General features: G+C 37.1%; 23 protein-coding genes. 19 read left to right on the top strand and 4 right to left on the bottom strand.

Going from position 1 to position 26,883, the window contains the following annotated elements:
• The first annotated feature begins 60 nt into the window (after nt 1–60).
• The 8 genes from murB to FFO06_RS05345 all read left to right on the top strand — a co-directional run bounded on the left by murB (nt 61) and on the right by FFO06_RS05345 (nt 9,723).
• A complete protein-coding gene (gene murB, locus FFO06_RS05380) occupies nt 61–1,059 on the top strand; it encodes a UDP-N-acetylmuramate dehydrogenase (protein WP_137907103.1) in 999 nt (332 codons plus the stop codon).
• A gap of 183 nt (nt 1,060–1,242) precedes the next feature.
• Nucleotides 1,243–1,590 carry a YbaB/EbfC family nucleoid-associated protein gene (locus FFO06_RS05375; protein ID WP_137907102.1) on the top strand — a complete coding sequence of 116 codons (348 nt, stop codon included), beginning with the start codon at nt 1,243–1,245 and terminating at the stop codon, nt 1,588–1,590.
• 67 nt (nt 1,591–1,657) lie between these two features.
• Nucleotides 1,658–2,131, top strand: a complete 474-nt coding sequence (locus FFO06_RS05370; protein ID WP_137907101.1) for a low molecular weight protein-tyrosine-phosphatase — start codon at nt 1,658–1,660, stop codon at nt 2,129–2,131.
• A gap of 490 nt (nt 2,132–2,621) precedes the next feature.
• Entirely contained in the window at nt 2,622–6,083 is a 3,462-nt protein-coding gene (locus FFO06_RS21860; RefSeq protein ID WP_137907100.1) for a class I SAM-dependent DNA methyltransferase, read from the top strand.
• A 1,041-nt stretch (nt 6,084–7,124) separates the two neighbouring features.
• On the top strand, nt 7,125–8,111 hold the full coding sequence (hpnA, locus tag FFO06_RS05360) for a hopanoid-associated sugar epimerase (RefSeq protein ID WP_137907099.1): 987 nt from the start codon (nt 7,125–7,127) through the stop codon (nt 8,109–8,111).
• Nucleotides 8,112–8,212: 101 nt separating this feature from the next.
• Nucleotides 8,213–8,347 carry an alpha/beta hydrolase gene (locus tag FFO06_RS05355; protein WP_137907098.1) on the top strand — a complete coding sequence of 45 codons (135 nt, stop codon included), beginning with the start codon at nt 8,213–8,215 and terminating at the stop codon, nt 8,345–8,347.
• A 14-nt stretch (nt 8,348–8,361) separates the two neighbouring features.
• Nucleotides 8,362–9,378: an adenosyl-hopene transferase HpnH gene (gene hpnH, locus FFO06_RS05350; protein WP_137907097.1), complete on the top strand. Its 1,017-nt coding sequence runs from the start codon at nt 8,362–8,364 to the stop codon at nt 9,376–9,378.
• Between the two features lie 120 nt (nt 9,379–9,498).
• Entirely contained in the window at nt 9,499–9,723 is a 225-nt protein-coding gene (locus FFO06_RS05345) for a DUF29 domain-containing protein (protein WP_306420181.1), read from the top strand.
• A gap of 263 nt (nt 9,724–9,986) precedes the next feature.
• Here the strand turns inward: FFO06_RS05345 and gatC are convergent, their stop codons facing one another.
• Together gatC and FFO06_RS05335 are read right to left on the bottom strand one after the other, a co-directional pair.
• Nucleotides 9,987–10,277, bottom strand: coding sequence for an Asp-tRNA(Asn)/Glu-tRNA(Gln) amidotransferase subunit GatC (gene gatC, locus FFO06_RS05340; protein WP_137907096.1), 291 nt, complete (start codon nt 10,275–10,277; stop codon nt 9,987–9,989).
• A gap of 121 nt (nt 10,278–10,398) precedes the next feature.
• On the bottom strand, nt 10,399–10,920 hold the full coding sequence (locus tag FFO06_RS05335; RefSeq protein ID WP_137907095.1) for a photosystem I assembly protein Ycf3: 522 nt from the start codon (nt 10,918–10,920) through the stop codon (nt 10,399–10,401).
• Nucleotides 10,921–11,187: 267 nt separating this feature from the next.
• Here FFO06_RS05335 and purT point away from each other — a divergent pair, with 267 nt between their 5' ends.
• Nucleotides 11,188–12,363, top strand: coding sequence for a formate-dependent phosphoribosylglycinamide formyltransferase (purT, locus tag FFO06_RS05330; RefSeq protein ID WP_137907094.1), 1,176 nt, complete (start codon nt 11,188–11,190; stop codon nt 12,361–12,363).
• Nucleotides 12,364–12,599: 236 nt separating this feature from the next.
• On the opposite strand, the gene infC is transcribed toward purT, so the two are convergent.
• A complete protein-coding gene (infC, locus tag FFO06_RS05325; protein WP_015083285.1) occupies nt 12,600–13,133 on the bottom strand; it encodes a translation initiation factor IF-3 in 534 nt (177 codons plus the stop codon).
• 417 nt (nt 13,134–13,550) lie between these two features.
• Between infC and FFO06_RS05320 the strand changes: the two genes are divergently transcribed.
• Nucleotides 13,551–14,462: an alpha/beta fold hydrolase gene (locus tag FFO06_RS05320; protein ID WP_137907093.1), complete on the top strand. Its 912-nt coding sequence runs from the start codon at nt 13,551–13,553 to the stop codon at nt 14,460–14,462.
• Between the two features lie 41 nt (nt 14,463–14,503).
• Here FFO06_RS05320 and FFO06_RS05315 read toward each other — a convergent pair whose 3' ends face one another.
• On the bottom strand, nt 14,504–14,836 hold the full coding sequence (locus FFO06_RS05315; protein WP_137907092.1) for a BON domain-containing protein: 333 nt from the start codon (nt 14,834–14,836) through the stop codon (nt 14,504–14,506).
• Nucleotides 14,837–15,087: 251 nt separating this feature from the next.
• Between FFO06_RS05315 and ilvN the strand changes: the two genes are divergently transcribed.
• The 9 genes from ilvN (at nt 15,088) to FFO06_RS05270 (ending at nt 26,851) form a co-directional block, all read left to right on the top strand.
• Nucleotides 15,088–15,606, top strand: a complete 519-nt coding sequence (gene ilvN / locus FFO06_RS05310) for an acetolactate synthase small subunit (protein WP_028084672.1) — start codon at nt 15,088–15,090, stop codon at nt 15,604–15,606.
• A 593-nt stretch (nt 15,607–16,199) separates the two neighbouring features.
• Entirely contained in the window at nt 16,200–18,239 is a 2,040-nt protein-coding gene (locus tag FFO06_RS05305) for a polysaccharide biosynthesis protein (RefSeq protein ID WP_137907091.1), read from the top strand.
• A gap of 28 nt (nt 18,240–18,267) precedes the next feature.
• Nucleotides 18,268–19,275 carry a glucosamine inositolphosphorylceramide transferase family protein gene (locus FFO06_RS05300; RefSeq protein ID WP_137907090.1) on the top strand — a complete coding sequence of 336 codons (1,008 nt, stop codon included), beginning with the start codon at nt 18,268–18,270 and terminating at the stop codon, nt 19,273–19,275.
• A complete protein-coding gene (locus tag FFO06_RS05295; RefSeq protein WP_137907089.1) occupies nt 19,262–20,560 on the top strand; it encodes a lipopolysaccharide biosynthesis protein in 1,299 nt (432 codons plus the stop codon). Before FFO06_RS05300 ends, FFO06_RS05295 begins: the two co-directional genes overlap by 14 nt.
• A complete protein-coding gene (locus FFO06_RS05290) occupies nt 20,520–21,698 on the top strand; it encodes a glycosyltransferase family 1 protein (protein WP_137907088.1) in 1,179 nt (392 codons plus the stop codon). The genes FFO06_RS05295 and FFO06_RS05290 overlap by 41 nt, the downstream gene beginning before the upstream one ends.
• 20 nt (nt 21,699–21,718) lie before the next feature.
• Nucleotides 21,719–23,266 carry a hypothetical protein gene (locus FFO06_RS05285; RefSeq protein WP_137907087.1) on the top strand — a complete coding sequence of 516 codons (1,548 nt, stop codon included), beginning with the start codon at nt 21,719–21,721 and terminating at the stop codon, nt 23,264–23,266.
• A 28-nt stretch (nt 23,267–23,294) separates the two neighbouring features.
• Nucleotides 23,295–24,446, top strand: coding sequence for a glycosyltransferase (locus FFO06_RS05280; protein WP_137907086.1), 1,152 nt, complete (start codon nt 23,295–23,297; stop codon nt 24,444–24,446).
• A 17-nt stretch (nt 24,447–24,463) separates the two neighbouring features.
• The gene (locus tag FFO06_RS05275) at nt 24,464–25,669 is read left to right on the top strand and encodes a glycosyltransferase family 4 protein (RefSeq protein WP_137907085.1); all 1,206 of its coding nucleotides are present in this window, start codon (nt 24,464–24,466) and stop codon (nt 25,667–25,669) included.
• Between the two features lie 36 nt (nt 25,670–25,705).
• A complete protein-coding gene (locus FFO06_RS05270) occupies nt 25,706–26,851 on the top strand; it encodes a glycosyltransferase family 4 protein (protein WP_137907084.1) in 1,146 nt (381 codons plus the stop codon).
• Nucleotides 26,852–26,883 lie beyond the last annotated feature (32 nt).

The raw sequence follows: 26,883 nt of genomic DNA, 5'->3' as shown, positions 1-26,883 counted from the left end.
AGACCGGATTTTTACGGTAAATAAATCACATAAGTCAAAAATTCACCAATTGAAGTAAAGATGATAACTTCCCAGGAACTTGGCAAAATCTGTAATTTTTCTGATTTGACCCCGCAAAGACAAATTAAAGATCATGGGGATAATGGTAAATCAATTTACTTACCAGGGACTGATTGTTCTCTCAAGACTCATACTTCCTTGTCAGGGTTTACTTCTTATCGAGTTGGGGGGGAGGCTGAATACTATGTTTCTCCTCAGAATTTAGAGGCTTTAAAAGCAAGTATTGAGTTTGCCAAAGAGAATTATTTAGCGATAACAATCTTAGGCGCTGGTTCTAATTTGTTAGTGAGCGATCACGGTATACCTGGATTAGTCATTGCCACTCGTCATCTCCGCTCTAAATATTTTAACCCAGATACAGGTCAATTAACCGTATCTGCGGGAGAATCGATTCCTGCTTTAGCATGGGACGCTGCTGCTTTGGGATGGGAAGGATTAGAATGGGCTGTGGGTATCCCTGGAACGGTAGGGGGTGCGGTGGTGATGAATGCTGGGGCGCATAGTAGCTGTATTGCAGATATGTTAGTTAGCGCTCAAGTTCTTTGTCCTGATGGAACTTTGGTAACTCTCACCCCGGAGGAATTAGGCTATACATATCGGAGTTCACGGCTACAAGGTGGGAAATGGATTGTGACTCAAGCGACCTTGCAACTGCAACCAGGGGCAGATCCTGTGGTAGTGACAGATAGAACCAAAGACCATAAAAAACACCGACTCAGCACCCAACCATACAGCTACCCCAGTTGTGGTAGTGTGTTTAGAAATCCTCAACCCTATACTGCGGGTTGGTTAATTGAACAAACTGGACTCAAAGGCTATCAATTAGGGGGAGCGCAAGTTGCCCAACTCCATGCTAATTTTATTGTCAATCGGGGGGGAGCTAAAGCCAGCGACATTTTTTCTCTCATTCGTCATGTTCAAAATCAGGTGCAAGAACGCTGGTCAATTTGGTTAGAACCAGAGGTAAAAATGTTAGGTGAGTTTCCAGCGGTTTTCTAAAGGGAATAGGGAATAGGGAATAGGGAATAGGGTTTGAAACTGTAAGTTAAATTCTAGCCAGATATAGACAAACTTGCCGAAATCTACTATTTTAGATTAAATAGTAATCAAAACATTGGAGGTTTAACAATCCATCTATAATTGAATTTGATTTGTCAGTAATCGTACAGCGGATAACCAGTTATGACAGGAAAAGGACAGGGATTTGGCTTTGGCTTAGGCAAAATGAAAGAATTAGCCGAAGCTTTTAAAAAAGCGCAGCAAGTTCAAGAGGGTGCAAAACGTCTTCAAGAAGAATTAGAGGAAATGGAGATTCTGGGAGAATCTGGTGGTGGACTGGTTAGGGTGATTGTCAGTGGCAACCAAGAACCCAAACGAGTGGAAATTGCTCAATCTGCTTTAGAAGAAGGTGCAGAAGTGCTTTCTGATTTAGTCGCTGCGGCCATGAAAGATGCTTATAAAAAGTCTACCGAAACCATGCGGGAACGGATGGAAGATCTAACCAGTGGATTGGAGTTACCTGGATTGTAGTCAATAGCTAGTGGTCAGTGGTCAGTGGTATAAAGTAACTGGCAACTGACACAAAAAATCAAAATAGATGACTTATAAGTTACTGTTTGTCTGCCTTGGTAATATTTGTCGCTCACCGTCGGCTGAAAATATTATGAATCATCTGATTTCGCAAAGGGGTTTAACTAAAACAATTCTTTGCGATTCTGCAGGTACTGCTGGTTATCATATTGGTAACGCACCGGATAGACGCATGAGCGCCGCAGCAGAGAATAAGTTAGGATTTAAACTCCAAGGCCGAGCGCGTCAATTTCAAAGCTCCGATTTTCAAGAGTTTGATTTGATTTTGGCCATGGACCGTAGTAATTATGATGATATCCTAGCTCTTGATCCTTCTGGGCAATATCATTCTCAAGTTAGGCTGATGTGTGATTTTTGCTCTCAATATACCCTCAAGGAAGTTCCAGACCCTTATTATGGAGGAGTTGAGGGTTTTAATTTTGTGATTGATTTACTGATGGATGCCTGTGAAGGTTTACTAAAGTATATTACTGAGAAGTAATCCAAAGTATCATATTTCTTAGATCCTCGATTTATTGACAAAATCGGGGATTTAACTTTTGGATTTGGGGATTTGGGTTTTTTAGATTAACTAACCACAGAGGACACAGAGGACACGGAGTTAGGAAGAAAATACAGCTTTGATTCTCACTATTTCAAAGTTTAAAATTTTGTAAAATATTTTCTTTTTTTGTCGGGGTAGTTGACTTTCCCCCGTGGGCGTGATATTGTGATAATGGGAATGCGTCCCTCAATAAAAATTTTGCTCACACTCCATTATATTTATATGACTATAATACCACGCCGAAAGCGACTGAAACCCTAAAAATAAATTTTTTTTTAATTTTTTTCAAAAAAACTTATTTAAAATGGTGTTTAGATAAATAAAACTTATGAGTTGTGTAAAAGTTCAGTTTTTTGGTAGATATTGTAAATTCTGAGTCGGAAAATATCTGAAAATAAATAATTAATATTCAATATTCTAGTTGGCCATGAAAAGTGAAGATTGTCAACGGGTAGAAATATTTCTGCAAAAGTGGAAAGGTTCTCAGGGGAACGAGAGAGCAAATTATCAGGGTTTCTTTTTAGAACTTTGTGATGCTCTGGGGGTAGAGCGTCCATCACCTAAAGGCAGTATAGCAGGCGATCGCTATTGTTTTGATAAAGATATCAAAATTTTTAACAAAGATGGAGTTACCACAAACTTTGCAGACTTCTATAAAGAAGGACATTTTTTAATTGAAGCCAAACAAGGGGGAAACGCAAATAAACGGGGTACAGCCAAACGAGGGACAAAAACCTACGATATAGCCATGGAGAAGGCCTTTTATCAAGCACAAAGCTATACACCTTTTCTACCTAGTAAACCTCCCTTTTTAATTACCTGTGATATTGGTTCACATTTGGAAATTTGGATGAGTTTTAGTGGTAACTATGGTGGTTATGGAGCGCGGGAAAAAATTGATCTTGATCAGCTTTTACATGAGAAAGTATTTAATCGATTTGTTGCTATATTTAATGATCCGCAAAGTTTAAACCCGGAAAAATATCGAGCGCGGGTAACAAGAGAAGTTGCGGATACCTTAGCTAAATTAGCGCGGTGGTTAGAACAACAAGGACACGAACCGAAAGAAGTGGCAAATTTTCTCATGCGCTGCATTTTTACCATGTTTGCAGAAGATGTAAAATTATTGCCAGGAGAAGTTTTTACTAAAGCATTAAAAGAACGTTGGTTGGTTGAACCCAAGACATTTAAAACCCAGATTGAAAGACTGTGGAAAGTGATGAATACTGGGGGGGAATTTAACTTTGATGAAATTCCCCAATTTAACGGCAGCTTTTTTGCTCATGCAACAGCTTTTGATTTACCCAAAGAACAGTTAGAAGTGCTGTATGAAGCTGCAAATAAAGATTGGACTGAGGTAGAACCGGCGATTTTTGGCACATTATTAGAACGAGCTTTAGATAGTAAAGAACGGAAAAGTTTAGGAGCGCATTACACACCCCGATCCTATGTTGAGCGGTTAGTGCGTCCCGTAGTCATAGAACCTTTGCGGTCAGAATGGTTATTAGTGGAATCGGAAGTTAATCGCTTTTTAACTCTGAAAGAAACACAGCAAAAACCGACAAAGACACAAATAGAAAAAGCTGAAAATGAGATTCGGGGATTTTTAGAGAAATTACAACAAATTCGTATTCTTGATCCTGCTTGTGGTTCGGGTAATTTCTTATATGTAACATTAGATTTATTAAAGACATTGGAGCAAGAAGTACAGACGCGGTTACTGGATGTTTTGGGAGAGGTAACAACGAATTTATTAGAGGAATTTGATCCGCGTTTAGCAGGAAGAAAACAGGTAAATCCGTCGCAATTTTTAGGGATTGAAATTAATCCTAGAGCGGCTGCTATTGCAGAGTTAGTAATTTGGATTGGTTATTTACAATGGCATTTTAAACGCTATGGAAGTACACCACCACCAGAACCGATTTTACAGGATTTTCATAATGTTGAACATCGTGATGCGGTGTTAGATTATGATGGGAAGGAGTTAGATATTGATACTAAAACTGGTCAGGTAAAAACGCGCTGGGGTGGAAAAACGATCAAGCATCCTGTGACGGGGGAAGATGTTCCAGATTCGAGTGATCAAGTTCCTATTTATCGTTATCTTAATCCTCGTTCTGCTATATGGCCAGATGCAGATTATATTGTTTCTAATCCTCCTTTTATTGGTAATAAGAGGATGAGGGATAGATTAAGTGATGGTTACGTTGAAGCGCAACGAAAAGTTTATCAAGACATACCAGATACAGTTGATTTTGTCATGTATTGGTGGTATCATTCAGCTAAATTAGTTGTTGAAGGTAAACTAGAAAGTTTTGGTTTAATTACAACTAATAGTATTACTCAAACATTTAATAGAAAAGTTTTAGTTAAATATCTAGTAGGTAAAAGTCCAATATCTCTTACATTTGCAATTCCTGATCATCCTTGGATAGATACTACAGATGGTGCAGCAGTGAGAATTGCCATGACTGTGGTAAAATCTGGAAAACATGAGGGAGTTTTAGGAAAAGTAGTTAAAGAAGTGGAAAGTGATGATGGTGTAACTATTGTTGATTTAGCTATATCCAAAGGATTTATTAATGTAGATTTAAGCGTTGGTGTAGATGTGGTATCAGCATTTAAGTTAACAGCAAATTCTAGATTAAGTGGACAAGGTGTAATTGTTTTGGGTGAAGGTTTCCACCTAAATGAAGGAGAATATTTAAAACTTATTCAACAAGAACCGACAGCAATTCATTTAATTAAACGATATCGTAATGGTAGAGATATTACAGATAAATCTCGTAATTTACGAATTATTGATTTATATGGTCTAAATGAATCTCAGGTTATGCAATATCCATATATATATCAGAGAATTTATGAACTTGTTCGACCTAAACGTTTAGAAATGAAAGATAAAGCACGTCGGGAACAATGGTGGCTTTTTGGACGTTCTAACCAAGAAATTCGTAATGCAATAAATGGTTTAAAACGCTATATAGTTAGTTGTCGTACCGCAAAGCATCGAGTTTTTATGTTTGTAGAAAATGACATTTTACCTGATGCTAAATTAATTGCTTTCGGATTAGATGATGCTTTTTATCTTGGTGTTCTTTCATCAGTACCTCATATAATATGGTCATTAAAAACAGGTGCATGGCTTGGAGTTGGTAATGATTCTAATTATAACCATTCTGATTGTTTTGGAAAATTCCCTTTTCCAAATCCTACACCAGAACAAAAACAGAAAATCCGAGAATTAGGAGAAAGATTAGACTCCCACCGTAAACGAGTACAAACACAACATCCTGAAATCACAATTACGGGAATGTATAACCTGCTAGAAAAACTCCGCAAAGGAGAAACATTTACCGAAGCAGATAAAACATATAATAATAAAGCCTTAGTTTCCACCCTCAAACAAATTCATGATGAATTAGATCACGCCGTTTTTGATGCTTATGAATGGCAAGATTTAAAAGATAATCAAAAAACAAAAGCCGAAATTGAGGAAATAATTTTATCAAGATTAGTCGCGCTCAATGCTGAACGTGCAGAAGAAGAACGTAACGGAATAATTCGCTGGTTGCGTCCCGAATATCAAGCACCAAATGAAGTTACCCAACAACTACTAACGGAAGTTATGGAAACAGAAGAAACTGTGATTATTCCCACAGAACAAAAAACTTTTCCCAAACAACCAAAAGACCAACTTGCAACTATCCGCGATTTACTTCGCACCAATACCAACGAGTGGACTGTGGAACAAATTGCTGCTCAATTTAAAAATGGTGGAAAATATAAAAATACTATTACCGAAAATCTGGAGAGATTAGAATGGTTTGGGATTTTAATGTGTCGAGAAATAGGAGAAAGTAAATATTGGCAATATGTGGAAATATAGTAGAATGTCTGATAGCGAAGCGTGGCCTTAGCTATATCAGGATTTCCAGGATTTCAGGATTGACAGGATCTTTATTTGTGTTATAATTCTGTTATCCGAAACTTGATGGTCAGCGGTTCGAGTTTCCCAAAAATTTTAAAAAATTAAATAATTCTAAAAAAATTCTAAAAATTTTAAAAAAAATTTCTTTTTTTTGGTCTTAACCGATTGACTTGCGCTGCGCGGCATGATATTCTGATAATGGGAATGTGTCCCTCGATAAAAATTTTGCTTACACTCCATTATATTTATATGACTATAATAACACGCCGAAAGCGACCCGAACCCTAAAAATAAAAAATTTTTTTCAAAAAAACTTATTTAAAATAGAAAATCTATAACTTTAACTTATATATATCCCATATATTAATGGTTACAGAGGTTGGGGAGCTAATATTTTATTTGTCTAAATCAGGATTGACAGGATGCTTATTTGTGTTATAATTTTGTTATCTGAAACTTGATGGTGAGTGGTTCGAGTTTCCCGAAAAATTTGAAAAAATTAAAAAATTCTCAAAAAAATTCTAAAAATTTTAAAAAAAATTTCTTTTTTTTGGTCTTAACCGATTGACTTGTGCCGCGCGGCATGATATCCTGATAATGGGAATGCGTCCTTCAATAAAAATTTTGCTTACACTCCATTATATTTATATGACTATAATAACACGCCGAAAGCGACACGAACCCTAAAAATAAAAAATTTTTTTCAAAAAAACTTATTTAAAATAGAAAATCTATAACTTTAACTTATAAATTAGTCATAACATGAATATAAATTACCATTACAGCGGATTAATATAAGGGTGAGGTACACTTTTGGCGGGCAAGATGCCCGCACCACAAGAGTTTTATTATTAATATCTGTACTTCATAATATCGGAAACTGCTATACATCACCATTTTATTATTAACTGATTACAAGAAAAAGAAAAAATGTAACCGTGGTAAATTACCCAAATACATGAATAATTAATCACAGATTGAAAATGAAGAGGTAAAGAAATGCGGGCTTTTGTGACTGGTGGTACAGGGTTTATTGGTTCTCATGTGGTGCGATCGCTGTTACAATCAAAATACCAAGTTACAGCTTTAGTCCGTCCTCATAGTAACCTGAACAATTTACAGGGTTTGGCTGTAGATATTGTTAAAGGTGATGTAAACGACGCGAATATTTGGGAACAGATGCAGGGGTGTAATTACTTATTTCATGTTGCTGCCCATTATTCATTGTGGCAAAAAGACCGGGATTTGCTATATTTGAATAATGTACAAGGGACGCGCAATATTTTAGCAGCAGCGCAAAAAGCGGGAATTGAACGTACAGTTTATACTAGTTCCGTTGCGGCTATTGGTGTGGGAAAACCTGGGGAAATTGTGAATGAGACCCATCAAAGTCCGGTAGAAAAATTGGTGGGAGATTACAAAAAATCGAAGTTTTTAGCCGAACAAATAGCAATATCAGCAGCTAATCAAGGTCAGGATATTGTGATAGTAAATCCTAGTAGTCCCATTGGTCCATTAGATATTAAACCCACACCAACCGGGGATATTATTTTACGGTTTCTGCGGCGACAAATGCCCGCTTATGTAGACACAGGGTTAAATTTTATTGATGTGCGGGATGTAGCTAAGGGACATTTACTAGCATTAGAAAAAGGGAAAAAAGGCGATCGCTATATACTAGGTCATGAGAATCTTAGCTTCAAACAACTTCTAGAACAACTTGCCCAAATCACCGATTTACCTGCACCACAAACGTCTATACCAGCTTGGATACCTCTAACAGTCGGTTGGGTAGAAGAAAAAATCCTCGCACCTCTAGGGAAAACCCCAACAGTTCCCATAGATGGTGTTCGCATGGCACAACAACCAATGTATTATGATACTTTTAAGGCTATCCGCGAATTAGGTTTACCTCAGTCCCCCCTGAGTGTAGCGCTCAAGGATGCTGTAGATTGGTTCGTGTCTAATGGTTATGTGAATAGGTGACAGGTGATAGGTGACAGGTGACAGGGAACAGGTGATAGGTGATAGGTGATAGGGAACAGGTGATAGGGAACAGGTGATAGGTGATAGGTGATAGGTGACAGGTGACAGAAATTAACTACCAATTACCAATTACCAATTACCAATTACCCATTACCAATTACCCATTACCCATTACCAATTACCAATTACCAATTACCAATTACCCATTACCCATTACCCATTACCAAACAAATTGAGGAGTGTTAGTTTCATGGCGATTAATCTACAACAAGCAATAGATATAGGTAAGTATTTAGTTACACAACGCTTATTAGGGCGGAAACGGTTTCCCCTGGTATTAATGCTAGAACCGCTGTTCCGGTGTAATTTAGCCTGTACAGGTTGCGGTAAAATCCAGCATCCAGTGGAGATACTCAAGCAAAATCTCACCCCAGAACAGTGTTTTGCAGCGGTGGAAGAATGTGGCGCACCAGTTGTTTCCATTCCCGGAGGAGAACCATTATTACATCCCCAAATCAGGGAAATTGTTGAAGGTTTAATTAAACGCAAGAAATATATTTACTTGTGTACAAATGGTTTATTACTAGAAAAGAGTCTCGATAAATTTCAGCCTTCTCCCTATCTCACCTTTAGTGTACATTTAGATGGAATGCGAGAATGGCATGATAAATGTGTAGACAGAAAAGGGGTTTTTGATACTGCTGTCCAAGCAATTCGCGCCGCTAAAGCGAAGGGTTTTCGTGTCGCTACCAACACGACCATTTTTGAAGGTTGTAATGTTGAAGAAATGCAGGAGTTTTTCGATTTTCTGGAAACATTGGGAACTGACGGGATGATGATTTCTCCTGGTTATAGTTATGAATGGGCTCCAGATCAAGATCATTTTTTACAAAGAGAACAAACCCGCGCTTTATTCCGGGAAATTCTCATACCCTACACCTCTGGAAAGAAAAACTGGAACTTTAATCATAATCCTTTATTCTTAGATTTTCTCATTGGTGAAAAAGACTATGAATGCACTCCTTGGGGTAGTCCTAGTTACAGTGTTTTAGGTTGGCAAAAACCCTGTTATTTGTTGAATGAAGGCTATTATCAAACATTCCAAGAATTGTTAGATAAAACTGATTGGAGTCAATACGGACGCGCTAGTGGTAATCCCAAATGTGCTGATTGTATGGTACATTGTGGTTATGAACCCACAGCAGCAATGGACGCAATGCAGCCGAAAAATATTGCCCGTTCTCTAACTACTGTATTTGGGAAGTAACATTCTGAATCAGGATGTACAGGATTTGAGGATGTACAGGATTAAATAATAGTTAAGTGATATTTAATCTTGTTAAGATTCTCATCTAGAAAATCCTGATTCTGATTACTTTTTGAATAAATAAGATCCAAAATTAGAGAACAACGTCGTCGGATTAAAGAACATTTAGAAGAAAACCCTAGTTTAAAATCCTATCTATCAGAAGTAGTTATTTCTGCTTATCAAGATGGTGTAGATTTAGCAATTCAGGAAACTAATTTACCTGATACCACTTTTCCTAGTGAAAATCCTTATAGTATTTCTCAAATTCTTGATCCTGCTTTTTTAGTGAATCAAGAGGAATAATAACCAAATGGTAACTGAGAGTTTTGACATCAGTATGCAAAAAAAAAGTTGTCAAAATACTTGGCAAATAAAAGATCATCTGCTATATTAGTTTCATACCCAAAAACCTAATCCCCTAATCCCCTGTCCCTACGGGGATGTAGAGACGTTCCTCGGATCGTCTCTACTCTTTTATATTGAGATTGCAGGTTTCTGAAATTTTAGATATTGAATCTTTAACCTAAAACCCAAAATCCAAAATCCAAAATCCAGTTAGGCCCTATCTAATCAGCATTAAGAATTTTGGGAACTCGGAAAAAATCACCTTCCTGTTGAGGAGCGCTGTTGAGGATTGCTTCTCTGTCAGGATAAGGTTGGAGAATGTCCTCTCTGGTGACATTACTGACATCAATAGCTCTGGTTGTTGGTGCGACATTAGTAACATCCAGTTGATTTAGTTGTTGAATATAATCCAGAATACTACCCAATTGAGTGGTAAATTGTGTTTCTTCATCTGCTGTCAATTCTAAACGAGCGAGATTAGCAACTTTACGAACTAGTTGACTATCAATCATAATTTATCAGTTATCAGTTGTCAGTGGTCAGTTGTCAGTTATCAGTTATCAGTTATCAGTTATCAGTTGTGAGTTGTCAGTTGTCAGTTGTCATAAAACTAACAACCGACTCATGGCTAACTTAAAAGAATACGTCAATTTGCGATCGCCCGGTAGTTTTTAGCCAGTTTTGAGCTTCAATGTAATTATTGGGAGCCATGCGAATTGCTCGAATCCAATAATCCGCTGCTTGATCAAACAATGCCTCACCACCGTCATGATCCCCGCTTTCCTTAGCTCTTTCACCTTGAAAATGATAAATGACGGCGATATTATTTAAAGCTTGGGGTAATTGTGGATTTAACTCAATAGCCTGATGATAAAACTCTAAAGCCTTATTATGATCACCGTTACTGGCATAAATCAACCCCATATTATAGAGAATATAACCGCGATCATTGGGGTCATCTTCCATTTCCAAGGCTTCTGTATAATAGTCTAATGCTTCAGCATACTCACCTTCTGCTTGTGCGGACATTCCATCTCGGTAATAAACAAATGCCTCTTTAGCTTTTTTGTTGGTTGGCAATATCTTGAGGATGATATCTGCCATAACGGTAAAGGATTTGTCAACAAAGTTATCGTTTTTCTGTGTTCTTGGCATATAAACCTTTTTGGTTACTCAATTGCAGCATAAACCTAATACGGCTAATTTAACTGATTTGTGGGGGTTTGAGTTAGGGAGGGAGAAGGAGACACGAGTATTATATGCTATAATATAATAATTAACCGTAGATAAATGCAAGTGATTAGGGATGAATCATATTTATTTATATGTATTAATTTGTATTAATTTAAAGCTTGACAATATGATCACTATCTGTAAATAATCAATCAAACAAATTAGATCCAAAACTATTCCCATAAATTGATGATTAAGGCACTAAAACTACCCCAGAAATTAATGCTGCTTGGTTCAGGAGAACTAGGAAAGGAATTTGTAATCGCTGCTCAACGTTTAGGTAATTATGTGATTGCTGTTGACAGATATGCTAATGCTCCTGCTATGCAAGTAGCGGATTGTGCTGAAGTTATTTCTATGCTGAGTGCTGATGATTTAGAAGCAGTAGTAAATAAACATCAGCCTGATTTTATCATTCCCGAAATTGAAGCTATTAGAACTGAAAAGTTACAGGAATTTGAACAAAGGGGAATTACAGTTATTCCCACAGCAGCGGCCACTAACTACACCATGAACCGCGACAGAATTAGGGAATTAGCCCACAAGGAACTAGGAATTAGAACTGCTAAATATGGTTATGCTATCACCTTAGAAGAATTAATTACTGTTGCTGAAGAAATTGGTTTTCCTAATGTTGTTAAACCTGTGATGTCCTCTTCTGGAAAAGGTCAATCTGTAGTTAATGATAGAACTGAAGTAGAAAAAGCTTGGAATTATGCTATTTCTAATTCTCGTGGAGATAGTCAAAAGGTAATTGTCGAAGAATTTATTAATTTTGAAGTTGAGATTACCTTATTAACAATTAAACAATGGGATGCACCCACAATTTTCTGTTCTCCCATTGGCCACCGTCAAGAAAGAGGAGATTATCAAGAATCTTGGCAACCCGCAGCTATTTCTGAAGCTAAAATATTAGCATCTCAAGAAATTGCCAAAAAAGTTACTGATGCTTTGGGTGGTGCGGGAATTTTTGGGGTTGAATTTTTCATCACTAAAGACGAAGTGATTTTTTCCGAACTTTCTCCCAGACCCCATGATACAGGAATGGTGACATTAATTTCCCAGAATTTGAATGAATTTGAATTACATCTGCGAGCGATTTTAGGTTTACCAATTCCCCATATTCAACAGTTAGGATTTTCTGCAAGTGCGGTAATTTTAGCTTCAGAAAAATCTGATTCTATTGCTTTTACTGGTGTAGCTGAAGCTTTAGCAGAAAAAGATGTAGATATTAAATTATTTGGTAAACCTATTGCTCATCCCTATCGTCGCATGGGAGTGGCCTTAGCCAAAGGTGGAGATATTCAGGAAGCGAGAGAAAAGGCCACAAAAGCAGCTAGTCAGGTGAAAATAAGTAATATGTAAATTAGCTTGTTATTAACTTATACATAGCATTTTGTCAATAGTAAAAGTCCTGAACAAATGAGTATTATATTTTACACTCAATCGTCAGGACGATGATTTTGAGATAAATTTACAAGAATCTAACAGTGATGAAAGTTGACAGAATGGGAAAAAATGCCCCCGGTGTCAATCTTTGGTACTATTATTACCGAACTTATGCAATATTCATCACCTGGTAAAGCAGTTTGTTGACAAGATTATTTTTTGGGTGAAATCAGCATCATCATATTTCGCCCTTCTTTCTTTGGTGCTTGCTGTAGTTCACCAAAAGGCTCTAAATCTGTAGCCATCCGCTTAAGCAAGGTTTCTGCCAAGTCACTGTGTTGAATTTCCCGACCTCGGAACATTACAGTAGCCTTAACTTTATCGCCATCTTTGAGGAAGCGTTCGGCTTGCTTGACGCGCACATTATAGTCGTGTTCTTCTATTTTGTAGCGCATTTTTACTTCTTTCACATCAGCCGTGTGCTGCTTCTTCCGGGCTTCCCGCGCCTTCTTTTCTTGCTCAAACTTATATTTCCCATAGTCCATAATTCGACATACCGGCGGGTCAGCTTTGTCACTGATTAGCACCAAGTCCAATTCCTTCTCTTCGGCTAATTGTATGGCTTCTTGGGGGGTTATAATTCCCAGTTGTGCGCCATCAGTGTCAATTACCCGAATTTTCGGGAAGCGAATGCGTTCGTTAATTTGGGGAAGATCACGAGTTCTTTTTTTCTCAATCACAGGCATTATGATTAGTGGCAGCTCTTTAGTTAAGAATTTGGGTTGGTCTTGATTTAGTTAGCTTGGTTGAATATGCCGATTAAGGCAAAATACAAGAGTAACTCAGAATTGAAAAATGAATATCCATCTCCAGTGTAGCTAATTCATACACTAGTTGGCAGTCTCAACATATTTGTTATGCTATTGCTATACAGAACTTGACAAAAACCGGTTCAAAAAATTAATTAATGTAAATTACATGATATTTAACACCAATAACTATGGTTGCAATTTATCCTCATGAATACTTAGAAATCTAAGATATCTAGGGGATGCTTCTAGGATAACAAAATTAGGTATACAGTGGAGATAATCAAATATAATTTAACATATTAGGGAAAAAGAAACAAGGTTAATAATTGCTTAATCACAAAAGAGGGAAAAGTGACGACTGCAATACATTGGCGGCAACGGGTTGGTAATCAAAGAGACTGGGTATGGCGGGGCTGGCAGACTCGTTATACTTATATTCGTCCTGTCAAAGATTATCCAGGACAAACACCATTGATTTTACTACATGGCTTTGGTGCTTCCATTGGTCATTGGCGGCATAATTTAGAGGTATTAGGTAAACACAATACAGTTTATGCTATAGACATGATTGGATTTGGCGCATCTGAAAAAGCTGCAACTAATTACAATGTAGAATTATGGGTAGAACAAGTTTACGACTTTTGGAAAACCTTTATCGGTCAACCAGTTGTTTTAGTGGGTAATTCCATAGGTTCACTGATTTCTTTAGTGGCAGCGGCTACCCATGCTGACATGGTAAAGGGTATTGTGATGATCAGTTTACCAGATCCCAGCCTAGAACAAGAAATGATCCCGACTGCTTTCAAACCCGTGGTTAGGGGTATTAAAAGTATATTTACCTCCAGATTAATATTAAAACCGATATTCTATTTTGTGCGTCGTCCTAGCGTGCTGCGGCGTTGGGCGGGTTTAGCCTATGCTCATCCTGAAGCGATTAGTGATGAACTGATAGACATTTTAGCAGGACCTCCCCAGGACAGAGGATCTGCCCGTGCTTTTAGAGCCTTATTTAAGGCAACAACAGGGGCTAATTTTAGTCCTAGTGTCAAGAAAATTTTACCAAACTTAACAATTCCCATGTTATTAATTTGGGGGAAAAAAGATCGATTTGTTCCCCCAAAACTAGCGGATCAATTTCTGCGCTACAATGAGAAACTAGAACTAGTATATTTAGAAAATGTGGGTCATTGTCCCCATGATGAATCACCAGAACAGGTTAACGAAGCAATTTTAGATTGGATAGGTAGAATGGGTAACTGGTAATAGATAAGGAGATGATTAAGTTCTTGAGTAACGGTGGGAAGTTATTCAATATTGACTTCTGTAGTATCAATATCCGTACTTCCGTCAACACCATGAGCGATAGAAACCATTTTCGTGAGAATATGCTGACTAGGGACTTTACCTTTTAATACCACAGTGCTACCCGTTTGAGCAACCCAGAGAGTGTCAATATCATCAAGGTCAGGATCTTGATCAAATGCTAATGCTACGCGTTTTGCTAAACCACTTTGGTCATATTCTCCGTTTAATCCTATCCGTTCTGGGGGAGTTGTTTGTCTATTAGCATCAGTCGTGGGATTAACTTGAGTGCTTTCCGATTGTTCTAAACCAAAAAGTCTTTGTAACCAACCCATAAATACTGATCTCCTATCATAATTCACTTCTGATTATAATATAAGTCCTTAAAAGTAGATATATCTAACCAAGAAAATTTTGGACAAAATCCACTAGTAGTTAGATTTCTAGATAACTTTTCCAGAAGAACTGAATGATTGGAACTATTAAGTATAAAATAAGAATTAAGACCGACAATTCAGCGTGGTAGAAATTCGCTTCGCAGTCATGAGTGCCGGTCTGCGTTCATGCCATGCTTTTTTAGTTGCCGATGAAACATACGCTGTCAGTTATAGTTGAAGATGAAGCAGGAGTTCTATCCCGCATTGCTAGTTTATTTGCACGTCGGGGTTTTAATATTGAAAGCCTTGCTGTCGGTCCTGCGGAGCAGGGAGGAGTATCGCGGATTACAATGGTTGTGCCTGGTGATGATCGCATCATCGAACAACTTACCAAGCAACTGTATAAGTTAGTTAATGTTCTCAAAGTGCAAGATATTACAGAAATACCTTGCGTAGAAAGAGAATTGATGCTTTTGAAGGTAAATGCTAATAGCAGTAATCGTTCAGAAATAATTGAATTATCTCAGATTTTCCGGGCGCGAATTGTTGATGTGGCTGAAGATTCTTTGACTTTAGAAGTTGTGGGTGATCCTGGTAAAATGGTAGCGATAGTTCAAGTGCTACAAAAATTTGGACTGAGGGAAATTGCCCGTACAGGTAAAATTTCTTTAACTCGTGAATCAGGTGTAAATACTGAATTACTGAAGTCTTTACAGGTAAAAGTCTAGGGTGATTAAACGCGGATTAAACTTATAGTTAACAATCGAAGTTTCCCGTCCAATTAAGCAGCAGATATGGTGTAACTACTATGTCTGCTGCTATTATTTTGCTATTATTTTGATTTAATCAGGAATTATGTCAACCTGGCGTGACTTAATGAGTGAAAACTTGATAAAAAGTTTATAGTTCAAAGCAAAAAATAATAACCCATAGATTATGTTCATATTTGGTTAGTAAATATAAATTATATAGCACTCAAACATGACTAGTGAAAATTTATTCTTGTAAATTATCACCCCAGAGGCAGAAGACACAAACCGCAAGAATATATTTTCATTAATCAGCTATTGATGCTATGTGATTTGGGATAAATTCTCAAAAAATGATGAAGATATTGAGTAGATTCATTGATTATTAAATTTCCACCATTTTACCATTAAGATTTGTTTGTATTAATAACCAATTTAGAACTGGGCAGGTAATCCCTATGATTGATAATTGAATAGGGTTATTTCCATAAGTAGTTTTTTGAGGTTATTAATGAGAATTTCAGGTGTTTATCCAGTGAAAAAATTCTGTAGATTTTCCTGGAGATACTGATATGAATATCCTATTTTTTGTTTCTCACGTTACTATTCAGAGAACAATTAGAAAATTATCGAGTCAATTAAGTAAAATCAGGAATAGACATTGGTTTATTTGTGATATCACGGTTTTTGCAATGACACCATTGTTAGCATTAGGATTGCGTTTAGATGGTAATCTAAACTTGCAACAAGATATTTTCCAGTTGGGAATTGCGACAATTTTGTTTTTAGTAGTCAAACTAATTATCTTTTGGGGGGTTGGTTTTTATAGACGCTATTGGAAGTATGCAAGCATCGAAGAAGGGATTTATATAGTCACATTGATGATGGGTGTGGTAGTCATCCAAACGACCCTATTTAATTTATTGGAGATGCTATTAAGTGAACTTCCGCAATCACTGCCAATTTTGGAGGGAATACTATCTTGCATATTTGTGATTTTACTGCGGTTTAGTGTTCGAGTTGTAGAAAGGATAAGCCACAGACAAAAAATATCTAAAAATAGAGAAAGAGTGTTGATAATTGGTGCTGGTAGTGCGGGGGTTTCCCTTGTAGAAGATATGCAAAGAAATCCCCAATTTGGAGCTTATCCCGTAGGATTTATTGATGACGACATCAAAAAACAGAATATACATTTAAGGGGAATTCCCGTATTAGGAAATCGTCAGAAAATTTCTGAAGTTATCAAAACACTAAAAATCCATAAAGTTATCATTGCTATGCCTACAGTTCCTGGACAAACTATTAGAGAAATTGTAGATATTTGTCAAAACAATGGAGTGCAACCTAGTACCTTACCAGGAATCTATGAAATCCTGAATGGTCGTGTAAGAGTAGATAGTGTTAGAGACATCAAAATTGAGGATTTGCTCAGACGTGAACCCATTCAGACAGAACTGGAAAGAGTAGCCCAATTTATCAATAATAAGACAGTATTAATCACAGGTTCAGGAGGATCGATTGGTAGTGAACTATGCCGACAAATTTTACGTTGTTACCCAGCTAAAATTATCCTAATTGGCCATGGAGAAAATTCTGTTTTTAATATCCAACAAGAACTAGAAAAACTGATCCAAATACTGAAAAATAATCATAAATCAGCGACGGATGTTAATATACCGCAGATTTATACCTTCATTGCTGATATTAGAGTGCAGTCGAGATTAGAACACGCTTTTGAGAGATTTAAACCGGATGTAATTTTTCATGCTGCGGCTCATAAACACGTTCCTCTGATGGAATTAAATCCCGCAGAAGCAATTACTAATAATGTAATGGGAACGAGAAATTTACTACAAGTAGCATTGCAATATAATGTTGAACATTTTGTGATGATTTCCACAGATAAAGCAGTTAATCCTACTAATGTCATGGGTGCTAGTAAAAGAGTAGCGGAAATGTTAGTTTTACAAGCTGCAAAAGAAAGTGGTAAATCCTATGTAGCGGTGCGTTTTGGCAATGTTTTAGGAAGTCGTGGTAGCGTAGTTCCTACGTTCCAAAAACAGATTTTAGCAGGGGGACCAATTACAGTTACTCATCCCGATATTTGCCGATATTTCATGACCATACCGGAAGCAGTTCAACTAGTTTTGCAAGCATCTATTCTGGGTCGTAGTGGTGAAGTTTTAATGTTAAATATGGGTGAACCTGTGAAAATTGTAGATTTAGCAAAAGAATTAATTCATCTTTCAGGATATGAAGTTAACAAAGATATTGACATAGTATTTACAGGTTTAAGACCGGGGGAAAAGCTATTTGAGGAATTGTTTATTGAGGGGGAAGAGTATGAAAATACTGAACATGAAAAACTATTAGTTGTGAAAAATGCGAGTCGGATTATTCCTAATTCTTTGAATATTACTGTAGAAAAATTGCTAGGAGTAGCTGCCAGAAATGATACCAATTCTATTATCTTATTGCTATCGCAATTGGTAGCAGGTTACAAACCGAAATTCCCGGAAGAAAGCAGTTTATTAGATACCGCTAAATATGCCAATCAGACCTCCCATAGGCAGGTAAATATTTTAGCAAATATCGAGCCAACAAGTGCATAAGCATTCTTGATAGTTTAAATCAATCTCAATGAAAATTATGGAATTAAGTAATAGAGTTCAGATCAAAGATTTTCCTAAATCAAACTATTTATCTTCCCTCAAAAAAACAGTGAGAACTTTTGTGAGAAGAAAATGTGATTGGTCAATAGGAATTTATACAGGTGAATCACCTTTTCAATTAAGTTCTCCAGAGAATATCAAAAATCCGGTTTTGACGGCTAAAGATGTTACAGATATACCAGCAGACTTCGTTGCTGATCCATTTATGGTTCGTGAGAATGGAGTTTGGTATATGTTTTTCGAGGTACTAAATAGTTTGAATTTTAAAGGAGAGATAGGACTTGCAACTAGCAAAAATGGCTTGAGTTGGCGTTATGAACAAATCATAATTAGGGAGGATTTTCATTTATCTTATCCTTATGTATTCAAGTTCCAAAATGAATACTATATGATTCCAGAAAGCTATAAAGCTAATGCAATTAGGCTATATAAAGCAGTTGAATTTCCTACTAGATGGACATTAGTTAAAACCTTACTAGAAGGCAGCGATTATGTAGATTCTTCAATTTTCAATTTCCATGATCAATGGTGGATGTTTACGACATCTCCCCAGGGGAATATACTGCATCTTTACTATGCTGATGAATTAATGGGAAATTGGGTCAAGCATCCTCAAAGTCCTTTAATAGAAGGAAATTTTCATATATCCAGACCGGGAGGAAGGGTAATAGTATCTGATGGCAAGATTTTCCGATATACACAGGATGTGGTGGGTTTTTATGGTAATCAAGTTAGGGCTTATGAAATTACAAATTTGACAACTACTAACTATGAAGAAAAAGAGATCATCCATAATCCAGTGATTAAAGGAAGTGGTGAAGGTTGGAATAAAATTGGTATGCACAATATTGATCCACATCAACTTGATAATGGTAAATGGATAGCTTGTGTGGATGGTTATCAAATAGTTTTTGTATTTGGCATGGCAGAAAGAAAAAGAATTAAGATCATGACGAAAGCCAATGCCAAAAAATAAAGACATAACCCTACGTCGTAATTTTTCTTGGACTTTCATTGGTAATCTAATTTATTCAGGTTGCCAATGGGGAATGTTAGTAGTTTTAGCTAAACTTGGTAATCCAGAAATGGTAGGGACATTTACTTTAGGATTAGCAGTAACAGCCCCAGTAATGATGTTTAGTAATCTCCAATTACGAGATATTCAAACAACAGATGCTAAAAATCATTATCTTTTCAATGATTATTTAGGTTTAAGATTGATCACGACAGGGTTAGCATTACCAATAATCTTATGGATTACCTTAGCTACAGGATATAAAGGTGAGACAGCAATAGTCATAATTTTAATTGGTTTTGCTAAAGGATTAGAATCAATTAGCGATGTTTTTTATGGACTGCTTCAGAAACATGAAAAAATGGATCGCATGGCCGTATCTGTAATCATGAAAGGTCCTTTATCTTTACTGATGTTAAGTATAGGTACTTATATATCAGGTAGTATTGTTTGGGGAGTCGTTGGGTTAGTCATAGCTTGGGCTTGTATTTTATTGATCTGGGATATCCCTAGTTATCGGTGGTTGATTAATAAATTTACATTAGAAGGTGAAATTCCTGATTCTCTGGAGGGAAAGACAGCAAAACCTCGGTGGCAATTAGGAACTATCAGGAAGTTAATTTGGTTATCCTTACCTTTGGGTTTGGTAATGATGTTGATTTCCCTGAATGCTAATATTCCTCGCTATTTTCTAGAGCAGTCTTTAGGAAAAAAAGAACTCGGTGTATTTGCTGCCCTTGCGTACCTGATAGTGGCAGGAAACATGGTAGTCAGTGCATTAGGTAGCGCAGCCCGTCCTAGACTGGCAAAATACTACGCAGGGGGGAACGTTAGCGCGTACCAAAAACTTCTCCTCCAACTTGTTGCTATTGCTTGTCTGTTGGGGTTGTCCGGTATTTTAGTCGCTTGGGTTGCTGGTGGGCAAATCTTAACTATTGTTTACCAACCAGAATACGCCAAATATACTGAGCTTCTGATTTGGTTAATGGTGACAGCGGGAATTGGGTATGTTTCCTCTTTTCTCGGTGAAGGAATGACCGCTGCTAGATATTTTCGTACGCAAATTCCATTGTTCATTATAGTCACCAGTACATCTGCGATCGCTTCCTTCTGGTTTATTCCTAAAAATGGACTCAAAGGGGCAGCAATAGCACTGATGATAGCCGAAATAGTTCGCATAATTTTTACATTAGGAGTCATATTTCATGCCGTACATCGCATCCAAAGATATCAAACACACAGATAGAGAAATTACTCAAAAACCTCGACGCATTCTTCATGTTTTAGGGGGTATGAATCGGGGGGGAATTGAAACTTGGCTCATGCAAATTTTACAGCATATAGACCGCGATCGCTTCCAAATGGATTTTTTAGTCCATAGCACAGAACCCGGTGCTTATGACCAAGAAGCACGCGCTCTCAACAGTCAAATTATTACCTGTCCCTATCCCTCTCGACCCTGGATTTACGTTCCCAAATTTCGCCAGATTTTGCGTGAACATGAACCCTATGATATTATTCATAGTCACGTACATCTCTTCAGTGGCAATATTTTGCGTCTGGCTGCTCAAGCAGGTATACCCTGTCGTATTGCTCACTGTCACACAGATACATCAGCCATAGCCACGAAAGGGGGACTTGATCGCCGATTATATTATACCTGGATGAAATCTTGGATTAACCGCTATGCAACTATGGGTTTAGGAATCAACAACCAAGCGGTAGCAGCCTTATTTGGTTCGAGTGACAAATCTAACCCCCGTTGGCAAGCTATTAATTATGGTCTGGATATCACCCCTTATGCAGATAAAATTGATGCAGCCGCTCTCCGGGCTGAACTTGGTATCCCTACGGATACTTTTGTAATTGGTCACATAGGTAGATTTGTGGAAGTAAAAAACCATACCTTTATTCTTGATATTGCCGCAGCAGTAGTCAAAAGAGAACCGAAAATACGTCTTTTGTTAGTAGGAGAGGGTTCACTGCGATCGCAAATAGAACAAAAAGCTTCCCAATTAGGCTTAACGGATCATGTGATCTTTGCAGGTGTTCGTGCTGATGTTCCCCGATTAATGCGAGGTGCTATGGATGTATTCCTGTTTCCATCCCTTTTTGAAGGATTAGGAAATGTACGGTTAGAAGCACAGTGTGCGGGATTACCTGCCGTAATTTCCGACGTTGTTCCCGAGGAAGGTGATGTAATCAAACCCCTAGTGCAGCGACTTTCTCTAAGTGAATCAGCGGATACTTGGGCAGAAGCAATTTTAACTTGGAAAAATAAAGCACCAGCGATTAATCAAACTGACGCTTTAAAAATCATGAAAGATAGTAATTTCAACATTGACAAAGCCGTCAAACAATTAGAACAGATTTATCAAAATTAAATATCCAACAACATAGTTTTATGAATCAACAGCCCCTTCACAGGAAAACAATTTATCCTGATAGTTTAATAATTTCCGTTTTCCTTTGTCTCATCGTATTGCTAGGATTTCTGCCAACTACAAATCAATTTTTACACTGGTTTATTATTCCAGTAACATTGAGTGGAATTGTGATTGGTATTGACGCTGTGCAATGGTTTCGGGGGCGCTTGAATATCTTTTCTCCCGTAGGCGTTATGGGTTTATTAGGTGTTCATTTTTTCTTTTTAGCACCCCTACTTCATGTTAGTTGGAATAATTGGTTAAGTAGTGATTTAATACCACCCCCAGACTGGCGACCCTGGGTAGGTGGAATGGCAATTCTGAACTTATTAGGTATTTTACTTTATCGCATTTCTAGAAATATAGATTTCTCTGGGTTTTTCCAGGAAAAATCAATTAATCAAAAGAGAAATCAAAAAACAGTTTGGATGATTAATAAACAACGTTTTCCTTTAATTGTGGGGATAGGACTAATTGTTTGTTTAGTTTTACAAATATTAGTTTATAGCCAGTATGGAGGGTTAATTGGTTATATCAATGCTTTTGCAGATAAACAAACCGAAGCCGGAGTAGGACAAGGTTGGTTATTAATGATTTGTGAAAGTTTTCCCAATTTAGCAATGATGGCATTTGCAGTCTATGCTAAAGACAAAAAAAGATTACAAACATGGCCTGTATTGATTACAGTTCTGGTCATATTTTTTGTAATTAAATTACTATTTGGTGGCTTGCGGGGTAGTCGTAGTAATACAATATGGGCATTATTTTGGGCAGCGGGAATGATTCATTTTTGGCTGAAGAAAATTAATAAAAAACAAATCCTCATGGGCATGATATTCTTCATATTTTTCATGTACTTTTATGGATTTTTAAAATCAGGGGGAACTGAAGGATTTCAAACTGCCTTAGAGGGAGCAGAAGCCAGGGAAGAATACACAGCAGAAAATGGGAGAACTTGGGAGAACTTATTATTAGGAGATTTAGGCAGAACCGACGTTCATGCTTATATGCTATATAGATTAATGGACGATGATAGTGATTACCAATATGGTTGGGGGAGAACTTATTATTCAGCATTTACTATTTTAATTCCCCAACAACTTTGGCCTTTCCCCGAAAAACCGCCGAATAAATCCAAAGAAGGAACAGACCTGCTTTATGGTATGGGTTCTTATGTTCCTGGTGTGTGGGTATCCTCCAAAGTTTACGGAATTGCTGGAGAAATAATGCTAAATTTTGGACCTTTTGCTGTACCTTTTTCTTATATTTTTCTGGGGGTAGTTGTAGGATCTATTCAACGTTCTTTGGCGGGGTATTTAAAAGGAGATACTCGCTTACTGTTGCTACCAATGTTAATCAATTTCAGTTTTACAATTTTGATAGGTGACTTGGATAATCTTATATATTTTTTAATCACTGTCGGTGGTGTTCCTTCTCTAGTAATTTTTAGCAGTTCTGAAAGAAAAATACTCCTCCCTCACTCTCCTCTGATCAACGAGAGGGAAAAAACTCCCCTTTATCACTAAATGACCAATTACCCATTAGCAATTACCTATGTTAAAAATTCTTCATTTAATTAGCAGTTTAAATAGAGGTGGAATTGAAATGTGGCTACTTTCTATGCTGCGAGAAATTCCCAGAAACCAATATGAGATGGATTTCTGTTGTAAAGGACAAAATGTAGGTGCATTAGCAAATATTGCAGAAGAATTAGGTGCAAAAGTATTTCATTGTCAATTAAATTTTGCTCATTTTGGCTTTATTGACAACTTAAAACGGATTATCATAGAGGGAAATTACCAGATTCTCCATAACCATTTAGAAACTTATAGTGGTCTTGGCACTTGGCTAGGTAATGAATTAGGAATCCCCGTGATTACCTCCTTTCATAATACGAAATTTTTTACTCCCCAAACACCATTAACTCGTCGTTTTGTCATTCGACAATTACGGTCAATTTACGCAAAATTTAGTATTCGCTACGCATTGGAAAATTCTCATTTAGTCACAGGTTGTTCTCAAGGAGTAATTGATAGTTTGACGAGTTTTGATCAAAACATAAAAAATTCTGGTCTTGTTTTAAATTATGGTGTGAATATTCCCGATTTAGCAACACCTGAAAAATGCAAAGAGTTGCGTAATTCTTTTGGTTGGACTGAAGATACCCCGATTATTCTTCATGTAGGAAGATTAATAGAACAAAAAAATCATTTAGGATTACTTTCTATATTCCAAAAAGTTGTAGAAAAGATTCCTACAGCCAAACTTTTGTTAGTAGGAGAAGGTCCATTACGAGGATTAATTACAGAAAATATCACCAAACTTGGACTTATAAATGCAGTTAAGCTACTCGGACTGCGTGACGATATTCCGGCATTAATGACTTGTACTAACGTTTTTTTATTTCCCTCTTTTCATGAAGGATTACCAGTAGTTTCTCTTGAAGCCAATGCAGCGGGATTGCCAATTGTTGGTTCAAAAATACCCGGTTTAATAGAAGCGGTCAAAGATCGAGAAACAGGGATTTTACATGAAGTAGAAGACCTAGAAGGCATGGCTAAATCAACAATTGAAATCATCAATAATCGCCAATATGCTCAGGAACTTGCTCAGGCTGGAAGAACCTGGATAAAAAGTAAATATTCCACGGAAAATAGTACCAAAAAACTAATAGAAATTTACCATAATTGCCCAATCAAAATATAAAAATTAAGCCCAAAAAAATGGATGTATTAGTAACAGCCAGCGCCCGCTTTGCGATAACAAGTGATGGTATGCTGTGGACTCCAAATCAATCATTAGATTATCACTTCTGGTCTCGATATTTAGACGTATACGATGAAGTTAAAATCTTGGCACGAGCAAAATCGTATCAATTACCACCATCCGGCTGGAATCAAGCTTCAGGACAAGGAATCAAAGCGATACCCTTACCCGACTATCAAGGCGGATCAGGATTAGTAAAAAACTATACTTACATCAAAAAAACTGCGATCGCTGCGTTAGCAAATACGAAAGCCGTACAAATGCGTTTATCCTGTGATATTGGTGGAATTGTCTGGCGGTGTTTAGCATCTTCAAGACCTTATGGGATAGAAGTAGTTAATGATCCTTATGATGTTTTTGCCCCTGGTGCTTATAAGCATCCTTTAAGAGCAGTTTTTCGGAGATGGTCAACGTGGCAATTACAACGTCATACCGCCAATGCTACGGCTGCTGCTTATGTAACAGAATACTCATTACAAAAGCGATATCCGCCGAAAAATGGCGCATTTTCCACTTATTTTTCCAGTATTGATTTACCCAATTCAGCCTTTGCGGCTGCACCGCGAGAACCAAGAACAGGTATAAAATCATTTACGCTGGTTAGCGTAGGTACATTGGCTCAACTGTATAAAGCACCAGATATCTTAATTAAAGCCATTGCAGTTTGTGTACAAGAAGGGTTAGATCTACAACTAATTTGGGTAGGAGATGGTAAATACAAAAGAGAATTGCAAACATTAGCAGCGGAAAAAGGTATAAATAAGCGAGTCACATTTTGCGGATATTTATCAACCAGAGAGCAAGTAATTGAGCAATTGGATAAAGGGGATCTTTTCGTTCTCCCATCATACCAGGAAGGCTTACCAAAAGCCATGATCGAAGCCATGGCGCGGGGGCTACCTTGTATTGGCTCAAATGTAGGGGGTATTCCCGAATTATTACCAGAGGAGGATATGGTTAACCCTGGTTGTCACATAGCACTGGCACATAAAATCCGGGAAGTTGTCACCAACCCATACCGTTTAGGAAATATGTCAATTTCCAATTTAGAAAAAGCCAAAAATTACAGAGAAGATATTTTGCAAAAACGCCGAATTAAATTCTACAGTCATGTCAGAGAACAAACGCAGACATGGTTATCAAGCCAGACAAAATCCTTCTAAATTATCTATCAACCTCTAAACAAACTCTAAATAAAAATGAATAAAATTTTAATAGTAACAACAATTCCTAGCACTATTAATGCTTTTCTTTTACCTTTTGTTGAACATTTCCGCGCTCATGGTTGGAAAGTAGATGCAATGGCACGGGGAATCAGTGCAAATGCTCAATGTTTAGCAGCATTTGATCAAGTGTGGGATATAGAATGGTCAAGAAATCCCCTAAATCCATTGAATTTAATAGCTGCTCCTCAGATTATTCAGAAAATAGTTGAAAAAGAGAAATATGATATAGTTCATGTTCACACACCAGTAGCAGCTTTCGTGACTCGCTATGCTTTAAAAAAACTGAAAAAGCGACTTAATACAAAAGTCATTTATACAGCTCATGGTTTTCATTTCTACCAAGGAGGTAAAGCTTTAAAAAATGCTTTCTTTCTAGCTTTAGAAAAATTAGCTGGGTATTGGACGGACTATTTAGTAGTGATTAATCGTGAAGATCAAGCAGCGGCTCAAAAATACAAACTTGTCTCATCAGAACGGCTTAATTATATGCCAGGAATTGGCGTAAATTTGCAATATTATAAAGCTGATTCTATTTCTTTAGAAGATATTGAGAAATTACGTCAAGAATTAGGACTAACAGCAAACACTAAATTGCTGTTATCAGTAGCTGAATTTATTCCCCGAAAAAGATTGTCAGATATTTTAAAAGCATACTCTAATTTAAACAGACCTGAAACCTGTTTAGTTTTTGCTGGAGATGGAATATTAATGGAGGAAATGCAGCAGTTAGCAATGAAATTAAATATTCAAAATCAAGTCCGATTTTTAGGAATACGTCGAGATATTCCCATTTTAATGCGTACCGCAGCAGCCACCATTTTAGTTTCCGAACAAGAAGGTTTACCCAGATGTGTAATGGAAGCTATGTCCTTAGAAACTCCAGTAATTGGTACAAATATTCGCGGAACGAGAGACTTATTAGAAAATGGATGTGGTTTACTTGTAGAAGTGGGTGATATAGCAGGAATAACAAAAGCAATGACATGGATATTAGATCATCCAGAAAAAGCGATAATTATCAGTAAAAAAGGACGAGAAATAATAGCTAATTATGACATAAACCAAATTATTAACATGCACACAACCTTATACACCCAAGTTCAGACACCAAACTTATAGTGATTCACGAAGATTAGAAAATCTGCAATAAT

The organism is Dolichospermum planctonicum, assembly GCF_005402965.1.
Lineage (GTDB): Bacteria > Cyanobacteriota > Cyanobacteriia > Cyanobacteriales > Nostocaceae > Dolichospermum > Dolichospermum planctonicum.
This window is presented reverse-complemented; position numbering and strand designations above follow the sequence as displayed.